We start from the raw sequence: 25,036 nt of genomic DNA, 5'->3' as shown, positions 1-25,036 counted from the left end.
CCTCGTCAGGCGCCCGCGCGCTGTTCCCCGTACTCGTCGGCCACCGGGAGGTCGAGTGTTTTGCGGTGCTCGCGCCAGCGGTCCATCATGCCGACCAGCTCCGACTGCAGAAACTCGAAGAACGCCACGGTCTCGGCGAGCCGGGCGCCGGCCGGGGTGTGCTCGCCCAAGGTGCGGGCGCCGTCCTTGAGAGTGTTCTCCCAGCGGGTGAGCACCCGGTCGCGCTGGGCGAAGGTGGTGTACCAGACCTCGTTGTGCAGCCGGTAGCGATCCCGGCGCGAGCCCGGATCGCGCTCGCGGCCGACCATGCTGACCTGCGTGAGGTAATTGATCGCGCCGGACACGGCCGCCGGGCTGATCTGCAATGCCATGGCGAGCTCGGCTGAGGTCATCGACCCGTCGTCGTCCGCGAGGAGCGCGGCGAAGACGCGGGAGGCCATCCGCTGCATCCCCGCCTCCGTCATGTCGGACGCGAACCGCTCCACGAACCGCGACACGGCCTGCTCGTCGCGCTCGCCACGCGTGTTCTGCTCGGTTTCGCTGGTCATGACCCGATCATCTCCCCTGGTTCCCCGGCCCCCGCCCGCACCCCAACTTTATACGCTTCCTTAACTTCACAAATTTATGAACGTAGCGTACCTTCGAAAACATGACGAAGGCAATCACGGCGGCCGGGCTGCACAAATCGTTCGGTCGGACGCATGCGCTGGACGGCCTCGACCTCACGGTCGAAACCGGTGAGGTCCATGGCTTCCTCGGGCCCAACGGCTCCGGGAAGTCCACCACCATCCGGGTGCTGCTGGGGCTGCTGCGGGCCGACTCCGGCGCCGCCCAGCTGCTCGGCCGCGACCCGTGGCACGACGCGGTCGAGCTCCACCGGCGGGTGGCGTACGTCCCGGGTGACGTCACGTTGTGGCGCAACCTCTCCGGCGGCGAGGTGATCGATCTGTACGGGCGGCTGCGCGGCGGCCTCGACCGGACCCGGCGTGCCGATCTTGTCGAACGGTTCGAGCTGGACCCGACCAAGAAGGGGCGTACGTACTCCAAGGGCAACCGGCAGAAGGTCGCCCTCGTCGCCGCGTTCGCCTCGGACGTGGACCTGCTGATCCTCGACGAGCCGACGAGCGGGCTCGATCCGCTGATGGAGGAGGTCTTCCAGGGCTGCGTCGCCGAGGAGCGTGCGCGCGGGCGGACGATCCTGCTGTCCAGCCACATCCTCAGCGAGGTCGAATCGCTCTGCGACCGGGTCAGCATCATCCGCCAGGGGCGGACGGTGGAGACGGGATCGCTGGCGGACATGCGTCATCTGACCCGCACGAACATCACCGCCGAGCTGGCCGGTGCTCCCGACGGGCTCGCGCAGTTGCCCGGCGTCCACGACCTCGACGTCCAGGGCCTGCGGGTCACGCTCCGGGTCGACACGGACAAGCTGGACGCGGTCCTCAAGTCGCTCTCAACATCGGGGGTACGGACACTGACCAGCACCCCGCCCACGCTGGAGGAGCTCTTCCTCCGCCACTACGCGCCCGACGCAACAGATACGACGGGCACGGCGGACAGCGGCGAGGGTGCGGGGGTGGCGGCGCGATGACTGCCATGACCACCACCGCACCGGCCGGTGCGGGACGCCGGGCCGGGGCCGGGACCGGATCCGGAGCAGGTCAGCTCGCCGGCACCTGGACCCTGCTGAGGCTCGCGCTGCGGCGCGACCGGATCATGATGACGATCTGGATGCTCGTGCTCGGCGCCTCCTTCTCCTCCGTCGGCAAATCCTTCGCCTCGCTGTACGACACCGCCGCCCAGCGCGCCGAACTCGCCGCGTCGATGAACGGCAACAGTTCGATCCGGGCGTTGTACGGGCCGGTCTTCGACGACTCCATCGGCGGGCTCGTCAGCTGGCGGATGGCCGGCTTCGGCGGGGCGCTGGCGGCCGTGATGAGTCTGGTCGTCGTCATCCGGCACACCAGGGAGGAGGAAGAGACCGGCCGTCAGGAGATGCTCTCCTCCGCCGTGGTGGGGCGCCGCGCCCCGCTGACCTCCGCACTCCTCGCCGCGCTGATCGCCAACGCGGCGCTGGCGCTGATGATCGTCGCCGGTACGGCCGGCTCCGGCGCGGGCGGCGCCGGAGCGGTGGCGCTCGCCCTGGCGGTCGCCGGGATCGGCCTGCTGTTCGCCTGCACAGCCGCGATCGCTGCCCAGTTCACCGAGAGCGCCCGGCTCGCGAAGGGCATCACAGCGGCGGTGATCGGTGCCGCGTTCGTACTGAAGGCGGCGGGCGACTCGGCGACGGACGACGGCTCGTCCCTACTGACCTGGCTCTCCCCCATCGGCTGGGCGGAGAACGTGCGCGCGTACGGCGACGAGCGCTGGTGGGTGCTGCTCCTCATCGCGGGCGCCGTCGCGATCCAGGCGGCCCTCGCATACGCCTTGGCGGGGCGGCGTGATGTCGGCATGAGTTTCCTGGCGGCCCGGCCCGGACCCGCGCAGGGGCGGATCTCCACGGCGTTCGGTCTCGCGTTGCGGCTCCAGCGCGGTGCGCTGGCCGGGTGGACGCTGTCCTTCGCCGCGGTCGGTGTCGTCTTCGGCGGACTGACCGGCGGGGCGGCGGACCTCGTCGGCGACAACGCGAAGACGCGGGAGATCTTCGAGCGGATGGGCGGACAGGCCGGGCTGACCGACGCGTTCCTCGCGGCGATGGTCTCCATGCTCGGGATGGTCGCGGCGCTGTACATCGTCGCGTCGGTGCTGCGGCTGCACGGCGAGGAGACCGCCGGGCGTGCCGAACCGGTGCTGGCGGGCGGGGTGAGCCGGATCGGGTGGGCGGCCAGTCATCTGGTCATCGCGTTCGGTGGCGCGGCCCTGATCATGACGGTCGGTGGCCTCGGCCTGGCCGCCGGTTACGGACACGAACTCCCGGCCGTGCTGGGTGCGTCGCTGGTGCAGCTGCCGGCGGTCTGGCTGCTCGGCGGGGCGGCGGTCCTGCTGTACGGGGCGCTCCCGAAGGCGGCGATGGCGTCATGGGGCGTGGCCGGGATCTGCCTGGCGCTGGGGTGGATCGGGCCCGCGATCGATCTGCCGCAGCCGGTGATGGACGTGTCACCGTTCACGCACCTGCCGAAGCTGCCGGGAGGCACGGGGATGGAGTGGGGCCCGGTGCTGGCGCTCACCGCGGCTGCGGTGGTGCTGGTGGGGGCCGGGATGGGGGCCTTGCGGCGACGCGATGTCCTGACCTGACGGTGGGGCGTGGGCGCTGCGAGGCTGCGGCGCTGTGGCGCGGCGGGGCTGTGGCGCGGCGGGGCTGTGGCGCGGCGAGGCTGTGGCGCGGCGGGGCTGTGGCGCGGCGGGGCTGCCGCGGGGTGCAACCTCCCCATGGCGCCCACGCGTCCCCCAGATCATGGACAACCGACGCGAAGCCATCCGCGGGGTCGCCGGATGCGTGGTCGCCGCCGCCGGTGGAGCCGCCGGGATGCTCGCCTGGGCCCCGTACGGCAGGCGCGGCATCTTCGGCGGCTTCGAGGGCGCGACGGAGTGGAACGTGCTCTGGCTCGGGCTGCCGGTCATGACCCTCGGCGGCATCGCGGCCGGGCTCACCCTCTTCGCCCTCGTTCAGGGCAAGTGGCGCCCGGCCCTCGGGGCGGCGGTGCTCCTCGCGGCCCTGGCCGGCTTCGGGGCGGCGTTCGACGTGCTGGACGTGCCGACGATGGGCTGCGGGCCGGAGTGCTGAGCCCCGGCCCGTCCGCCCGCTCGTCCCGTCACAGCCCCGGTCACAGCCACCGTCACAGCTCGACGCGGAGTTCCTTCAGGCCCCTGATCACATAACCCGGGTTCCACTCGGGCTCGGCCGCCAGTCGCAGGTTCGGGGCGCGGCGCAGCAGCTCGCCGAAGGAGGCGGCCAGTTCGACCCGGGCCAGCGGGGCGCCCAGGCAGAAGTGGATGCCCGCGCCGAAGGTGATGTGCGGGTTCTCCCGGCGGGAGAGGTCCAGGGTGTCCGGAGCCGGGAAGCGGGCCGGGTCACGGTTGGCGGAACCGAAGAGCAGGGCCACCTCGGAACCACGCGGAATGACCGTGCCGTCGATCTCGATGTCGTCGAGCACCCAGCGCTCGAACATCTGCAACGGAGTGTCGTACCGCATCAGCTCCTCGACCGCGCTCGGCAGCAGGCCGTGGTCGGCGCGCAGGGCGGCCAGCTGCTCGGGGTGACGCAGCAGGGTCCACCAGCCGTTCACCGTGGTGTTGACGGTCGCCTCGTGGCCCGCGTTGAGCAGCAGGACGCAGGTGGAGATCATCTCCTGCTCGCTCAGCCGCTCCCCCTCGTCATGGGCGGCGATGAGCGCGGAGATCAGATCCGTACCGGGGTTCTTCCGCCGCTCCTCGATCAGCTCGCGCAGATACGCGGAGAATTCGAGCGAGGCGCGCACGGCGGCACGGGCGGTGTCGTCGGACGGGTTCAGTTCAAACATTCCGCAGATCGCCGCCGACCAGGGCCGCAGCGGAGCACGGTCGGACTCCGGGATGCCGAGCATTTCGGCGATGACGGCCACGGGCAGCGGTTCGGCGACCGCCTTGAGCAGATCGCCGCCGCCCGCCGCCACGAAGGAGTCCACCAGCTCTGCGGCCAGCCGCTGCACGGTCGGGACGAGTTGCTCGACCGTACGCGGGGTGAACGCCTTCGAGACCAGGCGCCGGATCCGGGTGTGGTCGGGCGCCTCCAGGTCGAGGAGTCCCTGCCCGTTCAGGGTGTGGAAGGGCTCGTGCTCGGCGGGCGGCGGTGTACGGCCGAACTCCTCGTGGGTGAAACGGTGCAGGTACGTACGGCCCAGGCGGCGGTCGCGCAGCAGCGCGGACACATCGGCGTGGTGCGGAACGAGCCACTGGTCGGTCGGCTCGAAGTAATGCACCCGGCCGGCGGCACGCAGCGCGGCGTAGGCGGGGTACGGGTCGGCGACGAACGCCGGGGACCAGGGGTCGAACGATCCGAAGGGGGCATCGGCCGCGGAACGGGGAGACGGGTGCATATGCGGACGCTAACCGGCCCCACCGCCCGCCGACCACCCACCCGGGCCTCTCCCGGGCCCTTCCCCGGCCTCCCGCGGGCCCTTCCCCGGCCTCCCCGGGGCCTCTCCCGGGGAGCCTTCCCGGTCTCTCCCGGGCCTTTCCCCGAGCGCCCACCAGGCCCGGGGCCCCCGAAACCCCTGAGGCCCCCGCGCCCCACAAGGCCGCTCAGGCCCCCACGCCCTCAGCCCCCTCAGGAAGGCGTGACCAGCCGGGCCTCGTACGCGAAGACGGCCGCCTGGGTACGGTCGCGCAGTCCCAGCTTCACCAGGATGCGGCTCACATGTGTCTTGATGGTGGACTCGGCGACCACCAGACGCGAGGCGATCTCCGAGTTGGACCGCCCCTGCGCGATGAGGACGAGCACCTCCGTCTCGCGCTCCGTGAGGTCGCCGATCCGGGCGAGGGCCGGCGGGCGCGGGGCCTCGACGAGCTTCGAGAACTCGTTGATCAGCCGCTTCGTGACGGTCGGGGCGAGCAGCGCCTCGCCGGAGGCGACCACCCGTACCCCGTCGGCGAGCTGGCGGGCGGAGGCGTCCTTGAGGAGGAAGCCCGACGCCCCGGCGCGCAACGCCTGGTACACGTACTCGTCGAGATCGAAGGTGGTCAGCACGAGCACCTTGGCGTCCGCGTCGGCGGCGACGATCTCGCGGGTGGCCTCGATGCCGTTGAGCTCCGGCATCCGGATGTCCATCAGCACCACATCGGGACGCAGCGCCGCGGTCTGCGCGATGGCCTGTCGGCCGTCGACGGCCTCGCCGACGACCTCGATCCCCGGCATGGCGTTGAGCAGCACCGAGAAGCCCTCGCGGACCATCATCTGGTCGTCGACGATCAGCACCCGGATGGGCGGAGTGGTGGGGGTGGACGTGGAGGTGGTCATGCCCGTCATACTCTCTCCGCCTTTTCCGCCTCTTCCCTCTTCTCCAGCCGGATCTCGCGCTTCTCCAGCCGAGTCCCCTGCCTCTGCCCCGTCCCGTACGACTCGTCCATCCCGTACAGCTCATCCGTCCCGTACGGCTCGTCCGTCTTGCCGTGCGTCCCGTACGGCTCGTCCGTCTTGCCATGCGGCTCGTGCGACTCGTGCGGCTCGTGCGGCTCGTCGGCGAGCTGGACCGGGATGAAGGCCGTGATCTCGTAGCCGCCCTCCGCCGTCGCCACGGCCGTCATGTCGCCGTCCAGCATCGCGACCCGCTCCCGCATCCCGGTGATCCCGTGACCGGCGCCCGGCGAGGGCTTCACCTGACCGGTCGGCGGCCCGTTGACGACGCGCAGGCCGAGTCCCCCCAGCACATAGCCGAGCTCCACCTTGGCCGTGGCACCCGGTGCGTGCCGCAGCGTGTTGCTGAGGGCTTCCTGAATGATCCGGTACGCCGACAGCTCGACGCCCTGCGGCAGTTCACGTACCGCGCCGGTGACCGTCTTCTCCGCCTCCAGACCCGCCTCGCGCACATTGGCGAGGAGCCCGTCGAGCTGGGCGAGGGTGGGCTGCGGGGCGTCGGGCACCTGCTGGTCCTCGGCCCGTACGACACCGAGGACCCGGCGCAGTTCGGTGAGGGCCGCGACCGCGTTCTCCCGGATCGTGGCGAAGGCCTGCTCCAGCTCGGGCGGCGGGTTCTCCACCCGGTACGGGGCGGCCTCGGCCTGGATCGCGACGACCGACATGTGGTGGGCGACCACGTCGTGCAGCTCCCGGGCGATGGTGGTGCGCTCCTCAAGCAGTGTGCGCCGGTCGCGTTCGACGGCGGTCACGGTGCGCTGCACGGTCACCTCGCGCTCCGCGTCGCGACGGATCTGCACCACGGTCACCACCAGCAGCGCGAACGCGGAGACCAGGGCGAAGGCGGAGGTGGTGGAGGAGGGGTGCCAGCCGCCGACATTGTCCATCACGGTGCCGAGCAGCACGGTGAAGCCCCACATCCAGGCGGCGGTACGGGGCCGCGTCCGGGCCGCGACCACGACCAGCACCGTCAGATGCGAGAGAAAGGTGCTGGGCGCCCAGGGCCAGCCACCACCGCTGGCGATTGCCGCGAACGGAGTGAGAGCCAGCGATATCCAGAACGCGCCGACCGGCCTGACCAGCGTCATCAGTACGGTGGCCGCCGGGACCAGCACGAGCGGGACGACATCGACCGCGAAACGGAAAGCGAGGGAGTCCGCCGAGGCGAGGCCCATGAGGGCCACGAACAGCGCGGCTGCGCCGACCAGCGCGTGGGGTGTCCACGCGATCCGCGCACGCATCCGCTCCGACAGCTGCCGCAGCAGCAGCCCGTCGGTCCGCATCCGGTTCAGCGGGCGGTAGGCGAAGGCATCGTGGAAAAGGTCCTGCCGAAGGCCGCCCAGCGCCCCCGCGGCCAGTCGGAACTCAGGGCTTCTGCTCTTGGTCTCGGTCACGTTTCCAAGGTAGGGGCCGAGCCCCGCCCGGGTCGTCAGCAGTGATACGGATCCTGTGCCGTCCGTCGCAAGTACTACGGCGGCCGGACCGCCGTCGGGCCCCGCTCACCAGGCCAGCTGGGCCAGCTCCTCCGCCACCACCGCGCACGCGTCGGTCGACGGGTCGATCAACGGGTAGTGGCCGACGTCGGGCAGCAGGGTCAGCCCCACCGTCTCCCCCGCCTTCGCCGCCGCGTCGACGAACGCCTCCGAGACCGCCTGCGGCACATCGAGGTCGGTGGTGCCCTGCACCACCGTCGTCGCGATCCCGGTGGGCAGCAGCACGGCCGGGTCGGCGTGTGCGGAGCGTTCCTCGAAGTCCGCTTCTCCACCGAGGAATTGACCGACCGCCCCCGAGCACACGTTCAGCTCGACGGCCGTGGCGAAGTCGGCGATCGGCGCAAGGGCCACGACGCCCCGCAGCGGCGCCGGTGCGGGCAGCCGCCACGGCGAGCCCTCGGGCAGTACGTGCCGGGCGGCTGCCCACAGGGCGAGCTGCCCGCCGGCGGAGTGCCCGGCGACGACGATCCGCCGGGCGTCGGCGTCCGGAAGCTCCCGCGCCAGCAGGGCCGGCAGCGCGTCCATCGCCGCGGCGACATCGTCGAAGGTCTCCGGCCAACGACCCGCGACCGGACCGGAACCCCGTTGCTGCGGGATCTCGCTGCCGCACCGGTACTCGACGCTGGCGACGGCGAAACCGCGCCGGGCCAGAAAGTCCGCGAACGGCGACACATGCTGCCGGTCGTACGGCGCCCGCCATGCCCCGCCGTGCAGGACGACCGCGACCGGCGCACCGCTCCGGCCGTCGCGCGGGGCGAAGAAGTCGATCAGTTGGTCGGGGTGGTCGCCGTAGGCGGCGGACGCATCGGGGGCGACCGGTGGATGAGAGAGGGCCGACTCGGTCTCGGCTGCGTCACGATCACGCGCGGCAGAATCCGACATGCTGCTCCAACCGTCCTGTCACTGAGCCCAACTGGGCTGACCTGCGGGGACGGTACCAGTACGGAGGGCCGCCGGTACCGGCGGCGGACCACCGGAACCGGCTCCGCCCACCTGCCCCGCGGCCCCACCGCACGAACCCGCCAGGAGGCTGTCCCCGGAGCAGGCCACCGGGTCGACGTCGTCGAACTCGGCGCCCACCCCGCCGGCTCCCGGCCCGCCGCAGCCTCAGGCCCTGTTCGCCAGCACCTCGCCCAGCACCCGCGCCGCGCGCTCCACGTCGGCGAACCCCACGTACAACGGTGTGAACCCGAACCGCAGCACGTCCGGCCGCCGCAGGTCACCTACGACGCCGCGCCTGATGAGCGCGCTCATCACCGGCTCCGCGTCCGCGCACCGCAGCGCGACCTGGCTGCCCCGCTCCGCGTGCGCGTCCGGGGTGAGGGAGGTGACCCGGCCCTCGGGCGCGTACGCGTCGACGCATTCCAGGAAGAAGTCCGTCAGTGCCAGGGACTTGGCGCGTACCGCCTCGATCGACACCCCGTTCCACACGTCCAGCGACGCTTCGAGCGCCAGCATGGAGAGGATGTCCGGGGTACCGACCCGGCCGCGTACCGCACCGTCCGCCGGGACGTACCCCGGTGTCATGCCGAACGGGTCGGCGTGCGACGTCCACCCCGGCAGGGGCGAGTCGAAGGCCGCCTGGTGGCGCTCGGCGACGTAGAGATAGGCGGGCGAACCGGGACCGCCGTTCAGGTACTTGTACGTGCAGCCGACCGCCAGGTCCACGCCGTGCGCGTCGAGTCCGACGGGCAGGGCGCCCGCGCTGTGGCACAGGTCCCAGACCGCGAGCCCGCCCGCCGCGTGCACGGCGGCGGTGAGTCCGGGCAGGTCGTGGAGCCTGCCGGTGCGGAAGTCGACATGGTTGAGCAGGACGGCCGCGGTACGCGGTCCGAGGGCGTCCGGCACCTCGGCGGGCGCGACCGGGACGAGCCGGTGGCCGGTCATCCGGGCCGCCGACGCGGCGATGTACCCGTCCGTGGGAAAGGTCGTCGCGTCGACGAGGATCTCGTCGCGTCCTTCCGGCGCCAGCCGGCTCGCGGCGACGACGGCCTTGAAGACGTTCACGCTCGTCGAGTCGCCGACGACGAGCTGACCCGCGGCGGCCCCGACGAGCGGGGCGATCCGGTCGCCGATCCGCTCGGGCGCGGTCCACCAGCCGCTCTCGTCCCAGGACCGGATGCGCAGCTCGCCCCATTCGCGGGTGAGGACCTCCTGCACCCGGGCGGGTACGTGGGCGGGCAGCGCGCCCAGCGAGTTGCCGTCGAGGTAGACGGTGTCGTCGAGGGTGAACAGCTTGCGCAGATCGGCGAGGGAGTCGGCGGCATCGAGGGCCGCGGCACGCGCGGTGAAGGTCTCAGACATGGCTGCGCGCCGTCCAGAGCTCGGGGAACACGTCCTTCGTGGCCCGCTTCTCCAGCCACGCGACCCCGGCGGAGCCGCCGGTCCCGGTCTTCGAGCCCATCGCGCGCCGGGTGGCGACGAGATGGTCGTTGCGCCAGCGCCACACCAGTTCGCCGACGTCGGTCAGCGCCTCGCCGAGCCGGACCAGCTCGTCGTGCTGGTCGGGGTTGGCGTAGATCTCCGTCCAGACGGCCTCGACCTCGGGGGACGGCTCGTACTTCTGCGTCAGGTCCCGGCCGAGCACGGCCTGCGGTACGGCGTACCCGCGCCGGGCGAGCAGGGCGAGCGTCTCGTCGTACAGGCCCGGTTCGCCGAGCGCCTTCTCCAGCTCGGCGTGGACGCGGGGCGCGCCCCGGTGCGGCACGAGCATCGACGCCGACTTGTCGCCGAGCAGGAACTCCATCCGGCGGTACATCGCCGACTGGAAACCGGAGCCCTCACCGAGGGCGGCGCGGTAGGAGTTGAACTGGGCGGGGGTGAGCTGGGCGAGCGGCGTCCAGGAGGCGTTGAGCGCCTCCAGCTCCCGCACGGAGCGCTTGAGCGCGTCGCGTGCGACGGTCGTCCGGTCCTCGCGCAGCGCGTGCGCGGCGGTCTCCCACTCGTGGACGATGACGGTGAACCACAGCTCCATGACCTGGGTCGTGACCAGGAAGACCATTTCGCCCGGGTCGTCGGAGCGAGGGTGCTGGAGGTGAGTCAGGACGTCCGCCTGGACGTAGTCCTCGTACGGAGTCGTTCCCGCGAAGTCGAGGTGCGGGGTCTGCGCACCGGTGGCTTCGGGGTCGGGGTGGATCGTCGACATTACTGTCTCCTCGACACGAGCTTCCGGGTAGCGGTCCGCCCCTTCCGTGAGGTGGTGGAGCTCCGGTCCCCTGTCCGCATCCTAGACGGAGGCCGTGCGGACGCGCAGACCCCGCGGAGGTAAGCCCGTCCGCGGGGTCCGGAACATCACAAGGCGTACGTGTACGGACAAGGCCTCTCGTCCGGATCGGGCCGGGCCCGAGTGTCCTGGCACCGGGCCCGGGCTCGCTGATCCGGCCTGATCCGAATGGAGGACCCTAAGGGCTGTCCCGCACTAGCCGAGGGTCTCGGCGGCGGTCGGCGAGGAGTCGCGCAGGAACGTCGAGCAGCGCTCGTACTCCTCCTGCTCGCCGATCGCCTGGGCGGCCCGCGCGAGGGCGTGCAGGGCGCGCAGGAAACCGCGGTTCGGCTCGTGCTCGAACGGTACGGGGCCGTGGCCCTTCCAGCCGGCCCTGCGCAGCGCGTCGAGGCCGCGGTGATAGCCGGTGCGGGCGTAGGCGTACGACTCGACGACGCGGCCGCCCTCGAACGCCTCGTCGGCGAGCTGCGCCCAGGCCAGGGAGGAGGTCGGGTACTTCGCTGCGACATCGGCGGGGGCCGTGCCGTTGGCGAGCAGCTCGCGCGGCTCCGGGTCGTCGGGCAGGTGGGTCGGGGGAGGCCCCCCGAGCAGGTTCTCGTGGATCGACATGGGTTCAAGTGTGCCTGGCACATGCGCGCCGGGGTACCCGGCCGCCACCCCGGGGAGACAGTTCGCGCCGGGGGGCGTTCGAACGCTCCATGAGGTTCAGCCCACGCCAGAGACGTTCACACACCCCACGAGGCCCAGCCCACGCCCGAGACGTTCACACACCCCATGAGGTTCAGCCCACGTCGGAGGCGTTCGCACACTCCACGGGGTTCAGTCCGCGCCGGCGGTGCCGGGCCGCCGCTCGGAGGGCCGGTTCGCGCCCGGCGTCTCCACGTCCTCGTGCTCGGGCTCCAGAGGTGGGGCGACGACGCCGCAGTGCACCGTGCACTCGGGTCGCGTCCTCCTCTTCTCGTCCGGCGCCACGGCAGGCTTCCTTACAGTCGCCCAGGCGATCACCGCGCCCAGCACGAGCAGCCCGGCACACATCGGCATGGCCCGCCGGAACGTCACGGCGAACTCGTCGGCGTTCCGGTAGGCCTCCGGGCCCATTCCGGCGAGCAGCGGCAGCGCGGCCACCGCGATCAGCCCGGCGGCGCGGGCAGCCGCGTTGTTGATCCCGCTGGCGAGGCCGGCCCGTGCCGTGTCCACGGAGGCCAGGACGGTCGCGGTGAGCGGTGCCACCACGGTGACGAGTCCGACGCCGATCACACCGACGGCGGGGAGCACGTCGGTGAAGTAGCCGGAGACGGAGTTCGACCCCGGCCCGACCCGCAGCATCAGCAGCATTCCGGCGGCGGCGACCAGTGGGCCGACGGTGAGCGGGATACGGGGCCCGATGCGCTGCCCCAGTTCGCCCGAGGAGGCGGAGAACAGCAGCATCAGCACGGTCGTGGGCAGCAGGGCCGTGCCGGCGCCGAGGGCCGAGTACCCGGCCACGACCTGGAGCTGGATCGCCGAGAGGAAGAAGTAGCCGCCGAGCGCCGCGTACACACAGAGGGTGATGATGTTGACGACGGTGAACTGCCGGGACGCGAACACCGAGGGCGGCAGCATGGGGTCCGCCCGCCGCCGCTCCACCTGCACGAACACCGCCCCGAGGACGATCCCGCCCACGGCCGCCCCGATCACCACGCCGGACGCGCCCTGTCGCGGTGCCTCGATCAGCGCGTAGGTCACCAGCGCGAGGGCGAGCGCGCCGAGCACGGCGCCCAGCACGTCGAAGCGCCCGTGTGCATCGGGGTCACGCGATTCCGGTACGTGGCGCAGCGCCACCGGCAGGCAGACCGCGGCGAGCGGCACGTTGAGCAGGAAGATCCATCGCCAGCCGGGCCCGTCGACGAGCCAGCCGCCGACGAACGGCCCGATGGCGGCGCCGACCCCGCCGAGCCCCGACCACAGTCCGACCGCGCGGGCCCGGTCGTCCGGATGGAAGCTCGCCTGGATCAGTGCCAGCGAACCGGGCGTGAGGAGAGCCCCGCCGATGCCCTGGAGGGCGCGGGCGGCGACCAGCACGGCGGCGTTCGGCGCGATGCCGCACAGCACGGACGCGGTGGCGAACCAGACGACTCCGACGACGAAGACCCGCCGCCGCCCGTACCGGTCACCGAGGGCGCCCCCGAGAAGGATCAGCCCGGCGAGCGTCAGCATGTAGGCGTTGACGGTCCACTGGAGGGCGGCCAGGTCGGTGCCCAGGTCCTTGCCGATGCGGGGCAGGGCGACGTTGACGACGGTGGAATCGAGCAGGGCCATGCTGGAGCCGAGGACGGTGGTGAGGATGATCCAACGTCCGGTCGGGGAAGCGACGCGGATGGCTCCCGTCTCTGCGTCAGACATACGAGCAGCATCCCCGTTCCTCACCGGGAGGGCCATCGGACGGGCCCTCGGGAGGCCGGAATGCTCCGTGGGTGCGGTCAGCCGATCGGCCGGTCGGTCAGCCGGTCAGCCGGTCAGCCGGTCAGCCGGTCAGGGCGACGGACGGACGGCTTCCCCGTACCGTTCCGGTGCCGGGACGGGGTGCCGAGGATGGCCGCGGTCGGCCTCCCGGCCCTACGACGCCCTTCCCGTCACAGCCCGTACGCCCCGGATCAGCGCCTCCACGCCCGCCTCGGCCTTGGAGCGCGGACACCCGACGTTCAGCCGCACGAAGCCCTCCGCCCCGTACACCGCCCCCGGCATCACCGCGACCTTCTCGCGCTCGATCAGCACCCGCTGCAACGCCTCGTCGTCGTCGACCCCCGCCGGACGGAGACCGATCCAGGCCAGGTAGCCGGCCTGCGGCGGCTCCCACTCCAGTTCCGGGAACGCCCCGTTCAGCCGTTCCGCGACCAGCGCCAGGTTCCCGGCGATGTACGCGCGGGCCTCGTCCAGCCACGAGCCGGCCTCCCGGTACGCCGCGATGTGCGCGGTCAGTGAGAGCACCGCCGGGGAGGCGAGCCCCTGTGCCGTCTCCATCCGGCGCAGGAACTCCGTCCGGTCGGCCGGGTCGCCGATCAGGCCGTACGAGCCGGTCAGCGCGGGGAAGTTGAACGCCTTCGACGCGGAGGTGATCAGCGCCCAGCGCCCCTCGCCGCCGACCCGCGTCCACGGCACATGCACCCGCCCCTCGTGCACGAAGTCCGCATGGATCTCGTCACTGATCACCGGGACCCCGTACCGGGCGGCGAGCGACGACATCTCGCCCAGTTCGGCCTCCGTCCACACCCGGCCTGTCGGATTGTGGGGCGAGCACACGAGAAGGACCTTGCTGTCGGGGCGGGCGAGCTCACGTTCCAGCGCGGCCGTGTCCCCCACCGGCACGCCCCGCAGATCACGCCCGAGCCCGGTGATGGCCTTGCGGAAACCGTCGTACGTCGGGGTGTGGACCACCACGCCCTCGCCCTCGGCCGTCCACATCTGCAGCAGTTGCGAGAGCTGGTTGAGCACGGACGGCCCGTACACCAACTGCCCCGTGTCGATCCGTGTCCCGTGCCGGGTCGCGTACCAGTGGGCTATCGCCGAGCGGAAGTCGTCCTGCTGCCAGTCCGTGTAGCCGAACACCCCGTGGTCGAGCCGGGCCCGCAGCGCGCTCAGCACCTGTGGAGCGGTCTGGAAGTCCATGTCGGAGATGGTGAACGGCAGCAGCCCGTCCACTCCGAACCGGTCCGCGACCCCGTCCCACTGGACACACCAGGTGCCCCGGCGGTCGACGACGGTGTCGAAGTCATAGCGCGCACTGGAACTCACAGGGATCCCTCACATCTTCTCTCGGACATGCCGTGGGCCCGGCACCCCGAGGGGTACCGGGCCCACGGCCGCGCTTCGTACCGGCGGCTACTTCAGCCGGGTGCCGGTGGACCGCAGGTTGGCGCAGGCCTCCGTGACGCGCTTGGCCATGCCCGCCTCGGCGGACTTGCCCCAGCTGCGCGGGTCGTAGACCTTCTTGTTGCCGACCTCGCCGTCGACCTTCAGCACACCGTCGTAGTTGCGGAACACGTGGTCCACGATCGGGCGGGTGAAGGCGTACTGGGTGTCGGTGTCGAGGTTCATCTTCACGACGCCGTTCTCCAGCGCGGTGATGATCTCCTGCTCGGTGGAACCGGAGCCGCCGTGGAAGACAAAGTCGAAGGGCTGGCTGCCGGCCACCTTGCCGTACTTGGCGGCGACGCCCTCCTGGAGGTCCTTCAGCAGCTCGGGGCGGAGCACGACGTTGCCCGGCTTGTAGACGCCGTGGACGTTGCCGAAGGAGGCGGCCAGCAGGTAGCGGCCCTTCTCGCCCAGACCGAGCGCCTCGGCGGTGCGCAGCGCGTCGTCGACGGTCGTGTACAGCTCGTCGTTGATCTCGTGCGTGACGCCGTCCTCCTCGCCGCCGGTCGGGGTGATCTCGACCTCAAGAATGATCTTGGCGGCGGCGGCCTTGGCGAGCAGCTCCTGGCCGATGGCCAGGTTGTCGGCGAGAGTCTCGGCCGAACCGTCCCACATGTGCGACTGGAACAGCGGGTTCTGGCCCTTGGCGACGCGCTCGGCGGAGATGTCGAGCAGCGGACGTACATAACCGTCCAGCTTGTCCTTGGGGCAGTGGTCGGTGTGCAGCGCGACCGAGATGTCGTACTTGGCGGCGACGATGTGCGCGAACTCGGCGAGGGCGACGGCGCCCGAGACCATGTCCTTGTTGTACTGGCCGCCCAGGAACTCCGCCCCACCGGTGGAGATCTGGACGATGCCGTCGCTCTCCGCCTCCGCGAAGCCGCGCAGTGCAGCGTGCAGGGTCTGGGTCGACGTCACATTGATGGCCGGGTAGGCGAACTTGCCTGCCTTCGCCCGGTCGAGCATCTCGGCGTAGACCTCGGGGGTTGCGATGGGCATCTGTCCGCTCCTTGGGATATACGGGTGTGCGTGCTGGTTCCCTGACCTGGGGGCGACGTCATCGTCGTCCCCATCTTCCCAGACTCTCGCTCCGGCTCCATCCGGCCCGTTCCTCCGGTACACGAACGAGCGGTCCGCCGACATGCGTCGAGGGCGGACCGTTTCACGTGAAACAGCCCACCCTCGACAGAAACCGCAGGTCAACCCCTACATCAGGCCAGATCGAGATCCGCCACCGTGTAGGCGTGGAGGTACGGGAGTCCGGCCTCGGCAATGGCCGGAGCCGCACCCCGCTCCACGATCGTGGCGACGGCGACGACCTCGCCACCGGCCTCGCGCACCGCCTCGACCGCCGTCAGCGGCGAACCGCCGGTCGTCGAGGTGTCCTCGACGACCAGGCAGCGGCGGCCCTTCACATCCGTGCCCTCGATGCGGCGCTGCATCCCGTGCGCCTTCTGCGCCTTGCGGACGACGAACGCGTCCAGCTCCTGCCCGCGCGCGGCGGAGGCGTGCAGCATCGAGGTGGCGACCGGGTCGGCGCCCAGCGTCAGCCCGCCCACGCAGTCGTAGTCCAGTTCGGCGGTGGTGTCGAGCATGACCTGACCGACCATCGGAGCGGCCTTGCCGTCCAGCGTGATGCGGCGCAGGTCGATGTACCAGTCGGCCTCAAGACCCGAGGAGAGGGTCACCTTGCCGTGTACCACGGCCTTGTCCTTGATCTGCTGGAGCAGCTCAGCACGTACGTCAGTCATGGCTACGAGCTTAAGGCGCGCACCCCGGGGCCCGTGCCCGCGGCGGAGCCCGTGCCCGCGGCGGGTCAGAGCCTGCGCCAGCTCCAGGTCGACGCGATCTCCAGCGGTTCGATCGGGGTGACGTACCGGGGATCGGTGTTCAGCCCGTTCGGCGGGCCGGACTGCGGCTCCACGCAGACCGCCTCGGCCTGCTCGTCGTAGATCACGACCCACTCGGCCCGGCTCTTCACGGTCAGCTCCAGCTGCTCCGGCCAGGTGAGCGTCACATCGACGCCGTCCGGCATCCCGAAGCAGTCGTCCCACGGACCGGGCAGCGGCGGGATGCGGCGGCCGGTCGGCAGGTGGTTCTCGCCCCGCTCCTCCTGCCAGGCCGCGTCAAAAACGACCTCCACGTTCTTGCCGCTGCCGAGGTCCCGCAGGAACCAGGGGTGCCAGCCGGCCTGTGCCGGGAACGAGTTCCCGTACGTCTCGATGCCGAACGCGAGCGTGAGCGAGTCCTCCGCCAGCTCGAAGGTCTGGGTCACCCGGCCCGGATACGGCCACGGGTCGGCGAGGTCGTAGTAGAACGATGCCTCCCGCTCGCCCACCCGGGCGGTGCGCCAGGCGGTGTCCCTGCCAGTGCCGTGGATGGCGTGCGGCGGGGAGTTCAGCGGCAACCGGTGCGGGACGTCGCCGTTGTGGAAGAGCCCGTTCTCGGTGCGCCCGCACCACGGGACCATCGGGAAGCAGCCGTACCGCTCCCCCTGCCGCAGCAGTTCGGTGCCACCGATCCGCAGACTGCCGATGCGACAGCCGTTGGCGGGGTTCACGGTCAACTCTGCGTCGCCGACGGACAGCCGGACGTCCTTCTCGCTGCTACTCACCGGAACGACATTACTGGCGACGCTACCTGCGCCGCCGCAACGCCCGGCTCACCACGACGGCTGACGCGAGCGCGAGCGCGGCGGCGGGGGCGACCCAGCGGAGCGTGGCGCCCGCGGTGGTCGAATCGGGTGACGGAACCGGCGCGTACCTGCCGCGCGGCGGCGCGTGGTCGACCTCCTCGGCGCTGCGGCCGATCATGGTGCGCCGGGCGTGCGCCGCCTCGGCCGGGGGGCCGTCGGGGACGGTGAACTCCGCGTCCGCCATGGGGTCGAGCGACGACGGGGGCACGGGGGCCTCGAAGACGGAGCCCCTGCCCGGAGGCTTCTCGCCGGAGGGTGCCCCGTCCGCGGCGCCGTCGTGCGTGGGCGGGGTGTCGTCCGTGTCGTCGGTGTCGTCGGTGTCGTCCGTGTCGTCCGTGTCGTCGGTGTCGTCCGTGTCGTCGGTGTCGTCCGTGTCGTCGGTGTCGTCGGTGGCCTCCGGCCCGGCGCTCCGGGCGGTGGCCGCGCCGGTCGCGTCGGCCTCCTCGGCCGCCTCCTCGATCGCCTGCTCCACCGCTTCCCCGACGGACCGCTCGGACTCGCCGAGCGCCTCGCCCGCAGCAGTGCCGTCCGCCAGCGTCTCCGTCACCAGCTGCTGCGTGAAGCGGTCCAGCAGCCGGTGGGCCGCCGCGAGCACCGCCGCCGGGTCCAGCTCCAGGAGGCGGCCGTCACCGCTCGCCGTACCCGCGAAGCCGATCGCCGTGCCGCCGTCCTTCTCCGTCAGGCTGATCGTCAGCGTCAGCTTCACCGAGCCGGTTCCCCTGGCCTCGATGCCCTCGCCCGTCACCAGGATCCCGTCCCCGTCCGGACCGTCCTGCGGAGAGGCGGTGAGCCGCAGCACGCCCCGGTACGTGATCGTGTGGCCGTCGACCCGGATCTTGAGCCGGCCGGACAGCGGGCCCGCGGACTCGTCGGCGTCCTGCTGAAGCCCCGGTACGCAGCGCGCGACGCGGGCGGGATCGCCCAGCGTCCGCCGAAGGGACGGGGCCGGAACCGGAACGAACACCTCATGCTCCATGGAAACCGAGCCTACTCAGCCCCGGCCATCCCGTCAGCGGTTCCGCGTCAAGCCGGGGGTCCGGGGCCCGTCGCGGTTCCGGGGCCCGTCAGCCGTTCCGCGTCACGTCTGCGGTTCCGCGTCACGCCGACGGTTCCGGGGCCCGTCAGCCGTTCGGCTGCGCGGTGCCACCGGGCCACGGTTTCACCGGTCCTCCCAGTACCGCGGATGCACCAGCGTCGACGGCAGCAGCCCGCATGGCCGGGCGCCCTCCGCGGCCCGGCCCGCGCGCACCAGCGAGGACCGCGTCAGCGACCGCAGCTCCGGCGCCTGCGGGGAGAGCCGGAGCGCGGGCGCCCCGGCCGTGCCGGCGAGGACGAAACCCCAGCCGTCCTGGGCCTGCGCCCGGTGCGTGGCCCGGTCGGGGCCGGCCGCGAAGTCGGAGAGCCGGCCGCTGATCCGGTACGGGCGGGTACGCAGGCCCGCCGCCCTCATCGACGCCTCCACCGTCCAGTACGTATGCGGTCGGGTGACCGGCGGGCCCCCGTGCACGACCAAGCGGCCGCCCGGGGCGAGGGCCTCGGCGACCAGGCCGTAGAACTCCGCCGAATAGAGCTTCGTGCTGGCGGAGATCCCGGGGTCGGGCAGATCGGAGATCACCACGTCGTAGCCGCCGTGCGTCGCCCGCAGCCAGTTGAAGGCGTCCGCGTTGACGACGGTCAGCCGGGGATCGCGGAACGCCTGCGCGTTCAGCGCCGAGAGCGCGCTGTCGGTACGGGCCAACCGGGTGACGCCGGGGTCCAGCTCGACGAGGGTGACGCGGCGTACGTCCCGATAGCGCAGCACCTCCCGGGCGGCGAGGCCGTCGCCGCCGCCCAGGATCAGGACGCGGGCGCGCGGCCCGTTCATCGCCGGGTGCACCAGCGCCTCGTGGTAGCGGTACTCGTCGCGCCCGCTGACCCGCAGCCGCCCGTCCAGATACAGATCCAGGGAGCTGCGGCCCGCCCCCGTCAGCACGACCTCCTGGACCCCGGTCTGCAGCGCGACCCGCACCCCGTCCCCGTACACCGCGCGCCGCGCCGCCCGCTCGAAGTCGTCGACCAGAGCGGTGGCGACGGCGAGCACGACGATCACGGCCGCGTTGACGAGGACCAGCAGCCACCGGGAGCGCGGGGTGAGGTCCCGGCGGAACACCCACAGCACCAGCGCCCCGCCCGCCGCCGCGTTGACCGCGCCGGTGAACAGCGCCCCGGTGAGCTGTCCGAGCATCGGCAGCAGCAGAAAGGGGAACGCCAGTCCGCCGACCAGCGCACCCACGTAGTCGGCGGCGAAGAGGTCCGCGACGGCCCCGCCCGCGTCCTGCCGGTCGACGCGCTGGATCAGCGTCATCAGCAGCGGGATCTCCGCTCCGATCAGGACGCCGATCGCGAGCGAGAACCCCACCAGGGCATACCGCGACTCCCCGATCCACGCGAACGTCGCGTACAGCACGAGCGCCGAGGAGCCGCCGACGAGTGCGAGCACCGCCTCGATCAGCCCGAAGCCGACCGCGGCACGGCTGCGTAAACGTTTCGCGAGGAGCGAGCCGACGCCCATCGCGAACACCATCACGGAGAGCACGACGGACGCCTGGGTGACGGAATCACCGATCAAGTAGGAAGCGAGCGCAACCAGTTCGAGCTCGTACACCAGACCGCAGGCGGCACAGACGAAGACAGCGGCCAGCACGAGACACCGACCGGTCCTCGGCCGTACGGGAAGGCTTGCCGCGCCCCCTCGCAGCGACACCTGCTGGTCGATCATGAGGCGAACGCTACGTCACGAAGAGGTTGCCGCCTGTCACCCACAAGGGTGCAAGTGGTTCGCTCACAACGGAGTTGGGCCCGCGTCAGAGTGCTGCCGCCGGCATTCGTACGCCCACCCGGGTGCGCGTCACCACCAACTGCCCCTCCTGCGGGTACGCATGCCAGGTGCGCCACCGCACCTGGCCCTCCGTCCGCTGGGCGAGCATGGCGGTGAAGGCGTGCGGGCTGCCGGGGAACGTCCCGGCGAGACCGTGGGGATGGTCGGTCACGAGCGCGAGGAGCTCTTGGGCGCGCCCCGCGAACGAGCCCGCCGAGAGCGTCTCGACGCGCGCCGCGAATTCGTACTCCCACTGGCCGAGCCGCTTGGCGACACCCAGCGGCAGCGGTGTGCTGCTGCCGGGGATGCACGCCACGGTTTCGGAACAGGTGCCGCGGTCCTCTTCGAGCAGCACCTGATGGGAGGCGCCGAGCAGGCGCATCTGAAGTCGGGCACCCGCGAGATCGAGGTCGAGTACGGCCAGGGCGGGGAGCGGTTCGCGCCCCAGCGCCCAGGCCAGGTCGGCAGCACGGGTGTCGGAATAGGGAGTCTGGAGGGTCGTGAGCATGGGTCGGCTCCGCAAACAAGCGTGGACGCATGGACAGGGGACGCCTCCGACGTGCTGCACGTGGGAGGTGGGAAGCGCCCGATCAGGTCCAACTCAGGTCCTAGGGCTGGAAGTTCTCTCCAACCGAGGGAATCACGAAGTAAGCCGCGTCCACAGTGTTTTTACCCAACTTGACGTGGTTTCCATCCCCCCGGGGGCCCCTCGGTTCATCTGTTCACCGGGATCTCGCGGAAAGCCCCAACAAAAAGGTACCCGGCGGGAGTTCACCCGCCGGGCACCTGTCGGGCACCGGGCCGCTCGGGTCCGGCACCGGGCATGTGGCCCTGCCCGGTCACGGATCAGCTGCCCCGTGTCAGCTGCCTCCGCCGCATCCGCCCCCGCCGCACGAGGAGCCGCCACCGCACGAGGAGTGTCCGCCGCCGCACGAGTGCCCCCCGGAGTGACCGCCGCACGAGTGGCCTCCGGAGTGACCGCCCGAGCTACCGCCGGAGTGCCCTCCGGAATGACCGCCCGAGCTACCGCCGGAGTGCCCTCCGGAATGACCGCCCGAGCTACCGTCGACGCTTCCGCAGGACGAGCCACCGCCGCCGTCACCGCCGCCGGCCCACCAGCTGCCACCCGCGGCGCTGCCGCCGCTCGCACCCCGGCGCGCACTCCGTCCGCGCGCCCTCTTCTTGTTCCCGGCCCTCGATATGAGCGAGACGATCAGTCCGATCACAGCCGCCGCGATCACCATTCCGACAAAAGTCCTCATGACCTCACGTCCTCCCGTTCCCCCGAAGCGAGGTCCCCCGCTTCCGCGCGCTTCCCGCGTGAGTGGGGGATGCCCCCGGCCCCGTTCGGCCAAAGCGGACTTGAGCAACTCCAGAGCTTCCGCGCAGGATGGCGGCCATGACACAGGGACGACCGCTGCTCAACCGCCGCCTCGCCGAGTTCGGTACGACGATCTTCGCGGAGATGTCGGCGCTTGCCGTACGGACCGGCTCCATCAACCTCGGCCAGGGCTTCCCCGACACCGACGGCCCCGAAGAGATCCGCGAGGCCGCGGTCCGGGCCCTGCGCGCCGGACACGGCAACCAGTACCCGCCGGGCCCCGGCGTCCCCGAACTGCGCGGCGCGATCGCCGAGCACCAGCGGCGCTTCTACGATCTCCCCTTCGACCCCGATACCGAGGTCCTGGTCACTGCCGGCGCCACCGAGGCCATCGCCGCCACCATGCTGGCGCTCCTGGAGCCTGGCGACGAGGCGATCGCCTTCGAGCCCTTCTACGACTCCTACGCCGCCTGTATCGCCATGGCCGGCGCGAAGCGCGTACCGCTCACCCTGCGCGCCCCGTCCTTCCGCCCGGACCTGGACGAGCTGCGGTCCAAGATCACCCCGCGGACCCGCCTGCTGCTCCTCAACACCCCACACAACCCGACCGGCATGGTCCTCACCGCCGAGGAGCAGAGCGCCATCGCCGCACTCGCCGTCGAACACGACCTGCTCGTCGTCACCGACGAGGTGTACGAGCACCTGGTCTACGAGGGCGCGCACCGCCCCATCGCGGCCCTGCCCGGCATGCGGGAGCGCACCGTCTCGATCTCGTCCGCCGGCAAGACCTTCTCGTACACCGGATGGAAGGTCGGCTGGGTCACGGCGGACGCCCCGCTCGTCGCCGCCGTCCGGACCGCTAAGCAGTACCTGACCTACGTCAGCGCGGGCCCCTTCCAGTACGCGATCGCCGAGGCCCTCCGGCTGCCGGACTCGTACTTCGACGGCTTCCGCGCCGACCTGCGACGCAAGCGCGACCTGCTCGGCGACGGGCTGCGCGCGGCCGGGTTCGAGGTCTACGAACCCCAGGGCACGTACTTCATCACCACCGACATCTCCCCGTTCGGCGAGAAGGACGCCTACGCCTTCTGCCGCGCCCTCCCCGAACGCTGCGGCGTCGTCGCCGTCCCCAATTCCGTCTTCTACGACACCCCCGACGCGGGCCGCAGCCAGGTCCGCTTCACCTTCTGCAAGCGCGACGACGTTCTTCAGGAGGCGGTCGGCCGCCTGCGGCGCCTGGCGTCCTGAACCCACGCGGCAATGCGCCCATGCCGCCGGAACGTCACAACTCACCGCATTCCACTACCCCGGAGGCATCGCCGCATCTCCCGACGCACGGGAGCGCATCCAGGGGCGGACAGATCCGTGTCTCACAGGCCTGTCACAACTTACGTGTACACAGAACCACTTCCGGATCCGACGCGTGATCACCAGTGACACACTTATGCCGCACCTCCTGAGGACATTCATGACGCGCAGATGGCTGCTCATCACCACGATCGCCGCATTGACCGTCGCGCTGGCCTTCGTCGTCGTCCAACTGGTGCGCGGCCAGGACTCCGGGAAGGAACAGGCCGAGGCGAATCCGGGCAAGGCGAAACCGGCCGCGTCGAGCCCGACCGACGAGAAGAAGAACAGCGACGGCCCCGTCCCGGCCGGCTACCTCGGCACCTGGTCCGGCTCCATCGACAACCCCGCAGGCCACTCCACCCGGCAACTCGTCATCAAGCAGGGCACGGTCGGCCGGCCCGTACTCACCCTCACCGCGGACGGCCCGCTCGACAACGGCGGCTCCTACCACTGCGTCTTCGAAGCGGGCCTGGCCTCGGAACCGACCCCGAACGGACCCATCCAGATCGCGCCTTCCACCGTCACCGTCGGCGAACCCATGTCGTCCTGCACCGCAGGGAAAGCCACCACACTGATCTTGCTCCCGAACGGCACCCTGAGCCGGGAAACACCGGAAACCGGCGAAAAGCTCACATACACCAAGACCAACTGATCAACCCAGCAACACGGACACCGCACTCAGCAACAACAAAGCATGGACGAACCCGCCGGGCCCCGTCGGCGGAAAGCGCCATGCCGGCCGCCAGGTCCGGCCCGTCAGGTCCGGGACCGGCACGTATCTGATCCGGCCCGCACACGAGTTCAGCACGGTCACCTCACCGGGCCAGGACTTGCGGGCCGCGCTCCCGGCCGGGGAAGGACGCGGACGCCGGCCACCGCGTCGTGAACACTCGGGAACGGTTGGCGGACGATGCGCCCACGTCGCCGGAACTTCAGAACTCCCCATGTTCCACTGCCCCCGGACAAGGCGTCGCCGCACCTCCCGGCGCACGGGCGCACATCCAGGGGCCAACAGGTCCGCTGTCTCACAGACCTGTCACAACTTAACGGCACACCGAACCACTTCCGGATCCGACTCGTGATCACCAGTGACACATTTATGCCGCACCTCCTGAGGACATTCATGACGCGCAGATGGGCGCTTATCACCACGATCACCGCATTGACCGTCGCGCTGGCCTTCGTCGTCGTCCAACTGCTGCGCGGCCAGGACTCCGGGAAGGAACAGACCGAGGCGAAACCGGCCGCGTCGAGCCCATCCGCGTCGAAACCGGCCACGCCGAAACCATCCGCGTCGAAACCGGCCACGCCGAAACCATCCGCGTCGAAACCGGCCACGCCCAACCCGCCCGCACCCAACCCGCCCGCACCCAACCCGCCCGCACCGAAATCGGTTGGCGACGCCGAGTCGCTGCAGGGCCTCGGCTGGTGGCCCCTGCACCGGTCCGGCACCGCGAAGGCCGGCGAGCAGGACGCCGTGGTCAGCGGCGGCACGCAGTGGACCGACGGCCCCGAGGGCGGCGCCTTGCATCTGGACGGCACCAGCGGATACGCGGACTCCAACACCCGGCTCGACACCATGGGCAAGGACTACTCGGTCGCCGCGCGGGTGCGCCTCACCCCCCAGGGCATGACCGGCATGCGCACCGCTGTGTCCCAGGACGGCGACGGGGTCAGCACGTTCTTCCTCCAGCACTCCGACCAGGACGGGAACTTCGCATTCAGTTTCTTCGGTAACCGTACGGTCGCGGAGACGCCCGAGAAGCCGCAGCCCGGCCGCTGGTACCACCTGACCGGCACGTACAGTCAGAAGGACCACCGGATGCAGCTCTACGTGGACGGTCGGCTCGCGGGAACCAGGGTGGCCTCCAACGGCGTGAAGCCCACTGGCACTGTGGTGATCGGACGCGCCAAGTTCGATGGGAAGGCGGCCGACTACTGGAACGGTGACATCGCCGACGTGCATCTCTATAACCGGGAGTTGACGTCCCGTGAGGTGGCCTCGCTTTCCTCTCACGAACCGGGCTGACCGGCGTTGACGGGGGCAAGTTCACCGCCGCCGCAGGCTGACGGGCGCCGCACAGGCGCACGGCGGCTCGCGGCGGCGCCTGCCGGTTGTCCCGCAGCCGGCCGAACCCGCCTTCCCCACAGACG

The 25,036-nt window shown here is 71.3% G+C and carries 22 protein-coding genes; 6 read left to right on the top strand and 16 right to left on the bottom strand.

The genetic code is table 11. The annotated features are described in order from the left end of the window. Positions 1-5 precede the first annotated feature (5 nt). Positions 6-548 (bottom strand): GbsR/MarR family transcriptional regulator, encoded by a 543-nt coding sequence (locus ACZ68L_RS36535; protein WP_469586204.1) that lies wholly within the window; start codon positions 546-548, stop codon positions 6-8. Positions 549-649: 101 nt separating this feature from the next. Between ACZ68L_RS36535 and ACZ68L_RS36530 the strand changes: the two genes are divergently transcribed. The 3 genes from ACZ68L_RS36530 to ACZ68L_RS36520 all read left to right on the top strand — a co-directional run bounded on the left by ACZ68L_RS36530 (position 650) and on the right by ACZ68L_RS36520 (position 3,724). Continuing rightward, positions 650-1,591, top strand: a complete 942-nt coding sequence (locus ACZ68L_RS36530; RefSeq protein ID WP_469586202.1) for an ABC transporter ATP-binding protein — start codon at positions 650-652, stop codon at positions 1,589-1,591. Then, positions 1,588-3,234 carry an ABC transporter permease gene (locus ACZ68L_RS36525; protein WP_469586199.1) on the top strand — a complete coding sequence of 549 codons (1,647 nt, stop codon included), beginning with the start codon at positions 1,588-1,590 and terminating at the stop codon, positions 3,232-3,234. The genes ACZ68L_RS36530 and ACZ68L_RS36525 overlap by 4 nt, the downstream gene beginning before the upstream one ends. 160 nt (positions 3,235-3,394) lie before the next feature. Further along, a complete protein-coding gene (locus tag ACZ68L_RS36520; RefSeq protein ID WP_469586196.1) occupies positions 3,395-3,724 on the top strand; it encodes a hypothetical protein in 330 nt (109 codons plus the stop codon). 52 nt (positions 3,725-3,776) lie between these two features. On the opposite strand, the gene ACZ68L_RS36515 is transcribed toward ACZ68L_RS36520, so the two are convergent. The 15 genes from ACZ68L_RS36515 to ACZ68L_RS36445 form a co-directional block, all read right to left on the bottom strand. Next, positions 3,777-5,015 carry a cytochrome P450 gene (locus tag ACZ68L_RS36515; protein ID WP_361449792.1) on the bottom strand — a complete coding sequence of 413 codons (1,239 nt, stop codon included), beginning with the start codon at positions 5,013-5,015 and terminating at the stop codon, positions 3,777-3,779. A 230-nt stretch (positions 5,016-5,245) separates the two neighbouring features. Continuing rightward, on the bottom strand, positions 5,246-5,935 hold the full coding sequence (locus ACZ68L_RS36510; protein ID WP_469586192.1) for a response regulator: 690 nt from the start codon (positions 5,933-5,935) through the stop codon (positions 5,246-5,248). Positions 5,936-5,940: 5 nt separating this feature from the next. Then, positions 5,941-7,446, bottom strand: coding sequence for a sensor histidine kinase (locus ACZ68L_RS36505; RefSeq protein ID WP_469586190.1), 1,506 nt, complete (start codon positions 7,444-7,446; stop codon positions 5,941-5,943). A gap of 105 nt (positions 7,447-7,551) precedes the next feature. Further along, complete coding sequence (locus tag ACZ68L_RS36500; RefSeq protein WP_469586187.1) at positions 7,552-8,427, bottom strand: alpha/beta hydrolase family protein; 876 nt, start codon at positions 8,425-8,427, stop codon at positions 7,552-7,554. Between the two features lie 225 nt (positions 8,428-8,652). Then, on the bottom strand, positions 8,653-9,849 hold the full coding sequence (gene kynU, locus ACZ68L_RS36495) for a kynureninase (RefSeq protein ID WP_469586184.1): 1,197 nt from the start codon (positions 9,847-9,849) through the stop codon (positions 8,653-8,655). Continuing rightward, the gene (locus ACZ68L_RS36490; RefSeq protein ID WP_469586181.1) at positions 9,842-10,690 is read right to left on the bottom strand and encodes a tryptophan 2,3-dioxygenase family protein; all 849 of its coding nucleotides are present in this window, start codon (positions 10,688-10,690) and stop codon (positions 9,842-9,844) included. The genes kynU and ACZ68L_RS36490 overlap by 8 nt, the downstream gene beginning before the upstream one ends. Before the next feature lie 273 nt (positions 10,691-10,963). Beyond that, positions 10,964-11,377, bottom strand: a complete 414-nt coding sequence (locus ACZ68L_RS36485; protein WP_351084151.1) for a DUF3151 domain-containing protein — start codon at positions 11,375-11,377, stop codon at positions 10,964-10,966. A 210-nt stretch (positions 11,378-11,587) separates the two neighbouring features. Beyond that, positions 11,588-13,150, bottom strand: a complete 1,563-nt coding sequence (locus tag ACZ68L_RS36480; protein WP_469586179.1) for an MFS transporter — start codon at positions 13,148-13,150, stop codon at positions 11,588-11,590. A gap of 213 nt (positions 13,151-13,363) precedes the next feature. Next, positions 13,364-14,539 (bottom strand): MalY/PatB family protein, encoded by a 1,176-nt coding sequence (locus ACZ68L_RS36475; protein WP_469586176.1) that lies wholly within the window; start codon positions 14,537-14,539, stop codon positions 13,364-13,366. An 87-nt stretch (positions 14,540-14,626) separates the two neighbouring features. After that, positions 14,627-15,658: a class II fructose-bisphosphate aldolase gene (gene fbaA, locus ACZ68L_RS36470; RefSeq protein ID WP_469586173.1), complete on the bottom strand. Its 1,032-nt coding sequence runs from the start codon at positions 15,656-15,658 to the stop codon at positions 14,627-14,629. Positions 15,659-15,870: 212 nt separating this feature from the next. Next, entirely contained in the window at positions 15,871-16,410 is a 540-nt protein-coding gene (gene pyrE, locus ACZ68L_RS36465) for an orotate phosphoribosyltransferase (protein WP_469586170.1), read from the bottom strand. Positions 16,411-16,475: 65 nt separating this feature from the next. Then, positions 16,476-17,273, bottom strand: a complete 798-nt coding sequence (locus ACZ68L_RS36460) for an aldose epimerase family protein (RefSeq protein WP_469586168.1) — start codon at positions 17,271-17,273, stop codon at positions 16,476-16,478. A 22-nt stretch (positions 17,274-17,295) separates the two neighbouring features. Beyond that, positions 17,296-18,330 (bottom strand): SRPBCC domain-containing protein, encoded by a 1,035-nt coding sequence (locus ACZ68L_RS36455; protein ID WP_469586165.1) that lies wholly within the window; start codon positions 18,328-18,330, stop codon positions 17,296-17,298. A gap of 183 nt (positions 18,331-18,513) precedes the next feature. Further along, positions 18,514-20,112: a polyamine aminopropyltransferase gene (locus ACZ68L_RS36450; protein WP_469586161.1), complete on the bottom strand. Its 1,599-nt coding sequence runs from the start codon at positions 20,110-20,112 to the stop codon at positions 18,514-18,516. Between the two features lie 85 nt (positions 20,113-20,197). Beyond that, on the bottom strand, positions 20,198-20,719 hold the full coding sequence (locus ACZ68L_RS36445; protein ID WP_469586159.1) for a DUF2617 family protein: 522 nt from the start codon (positions 20,717-20,719) through the stop codon (positions 20,198-20,200). An 891-nt stretch (positions 20,720-21,610) separates the two neighbouring features. On the opposite strand from ACZ68L_RS36445, the gene ACZ68L_RS36440 reads away from it, so the two are divergent. The 3 genes from ACZ68L_RS36440 to ACZ68L_RS36430 all read left to right on the top strand — a co-directional run bounded on the left by ACZ68L_RS36440 (position 21,611) and on the right by ACZ68L_RS36430 (position 24,911). Then, complete coding sequence (locus tag ACZ68L_RS36440; RefSeq protein WP_469586156.1) at positions 21,611-22,780, top strand: pyridoxal phosphate-dependent aminotransferase; 1,170 nt, start codon at positions 21,611-21,613, stop codon at positions 22,778-22,780. 220 nt (positions 22,781-23,000) lie between these two features. Then, positions 23,001-23,534, top strand: coding sequence for a hypothetical protein (locus ACZ68L_RS36435; protein WP_469586153.1), 534 nt, complete (start codon positions 23,001-23,003; stop codon positions 23,532-23,534). 471 nt (positions 23,535-24,005) lie between these two features. Then, entirely contained in the window at positions 24,006-24,911 is a 906-nt protein-coding gene (locus ACZ68L_RS36430) for a LamG domain-containing protein (RefSeq protein WP_469586151.1), read from the top strand. Positions 24,912-25,036: the final 125 nt, after the last annotated feature.

It is taken from the genome of Streptomyces sp. NPDC104309 (genome assembly GCF_055584025.1).
The sequence above is the reverse complement of the archived record's forward strand: the minus strand, read 5'-3'. Positions and strand labels throughout refer to the sequence as shown.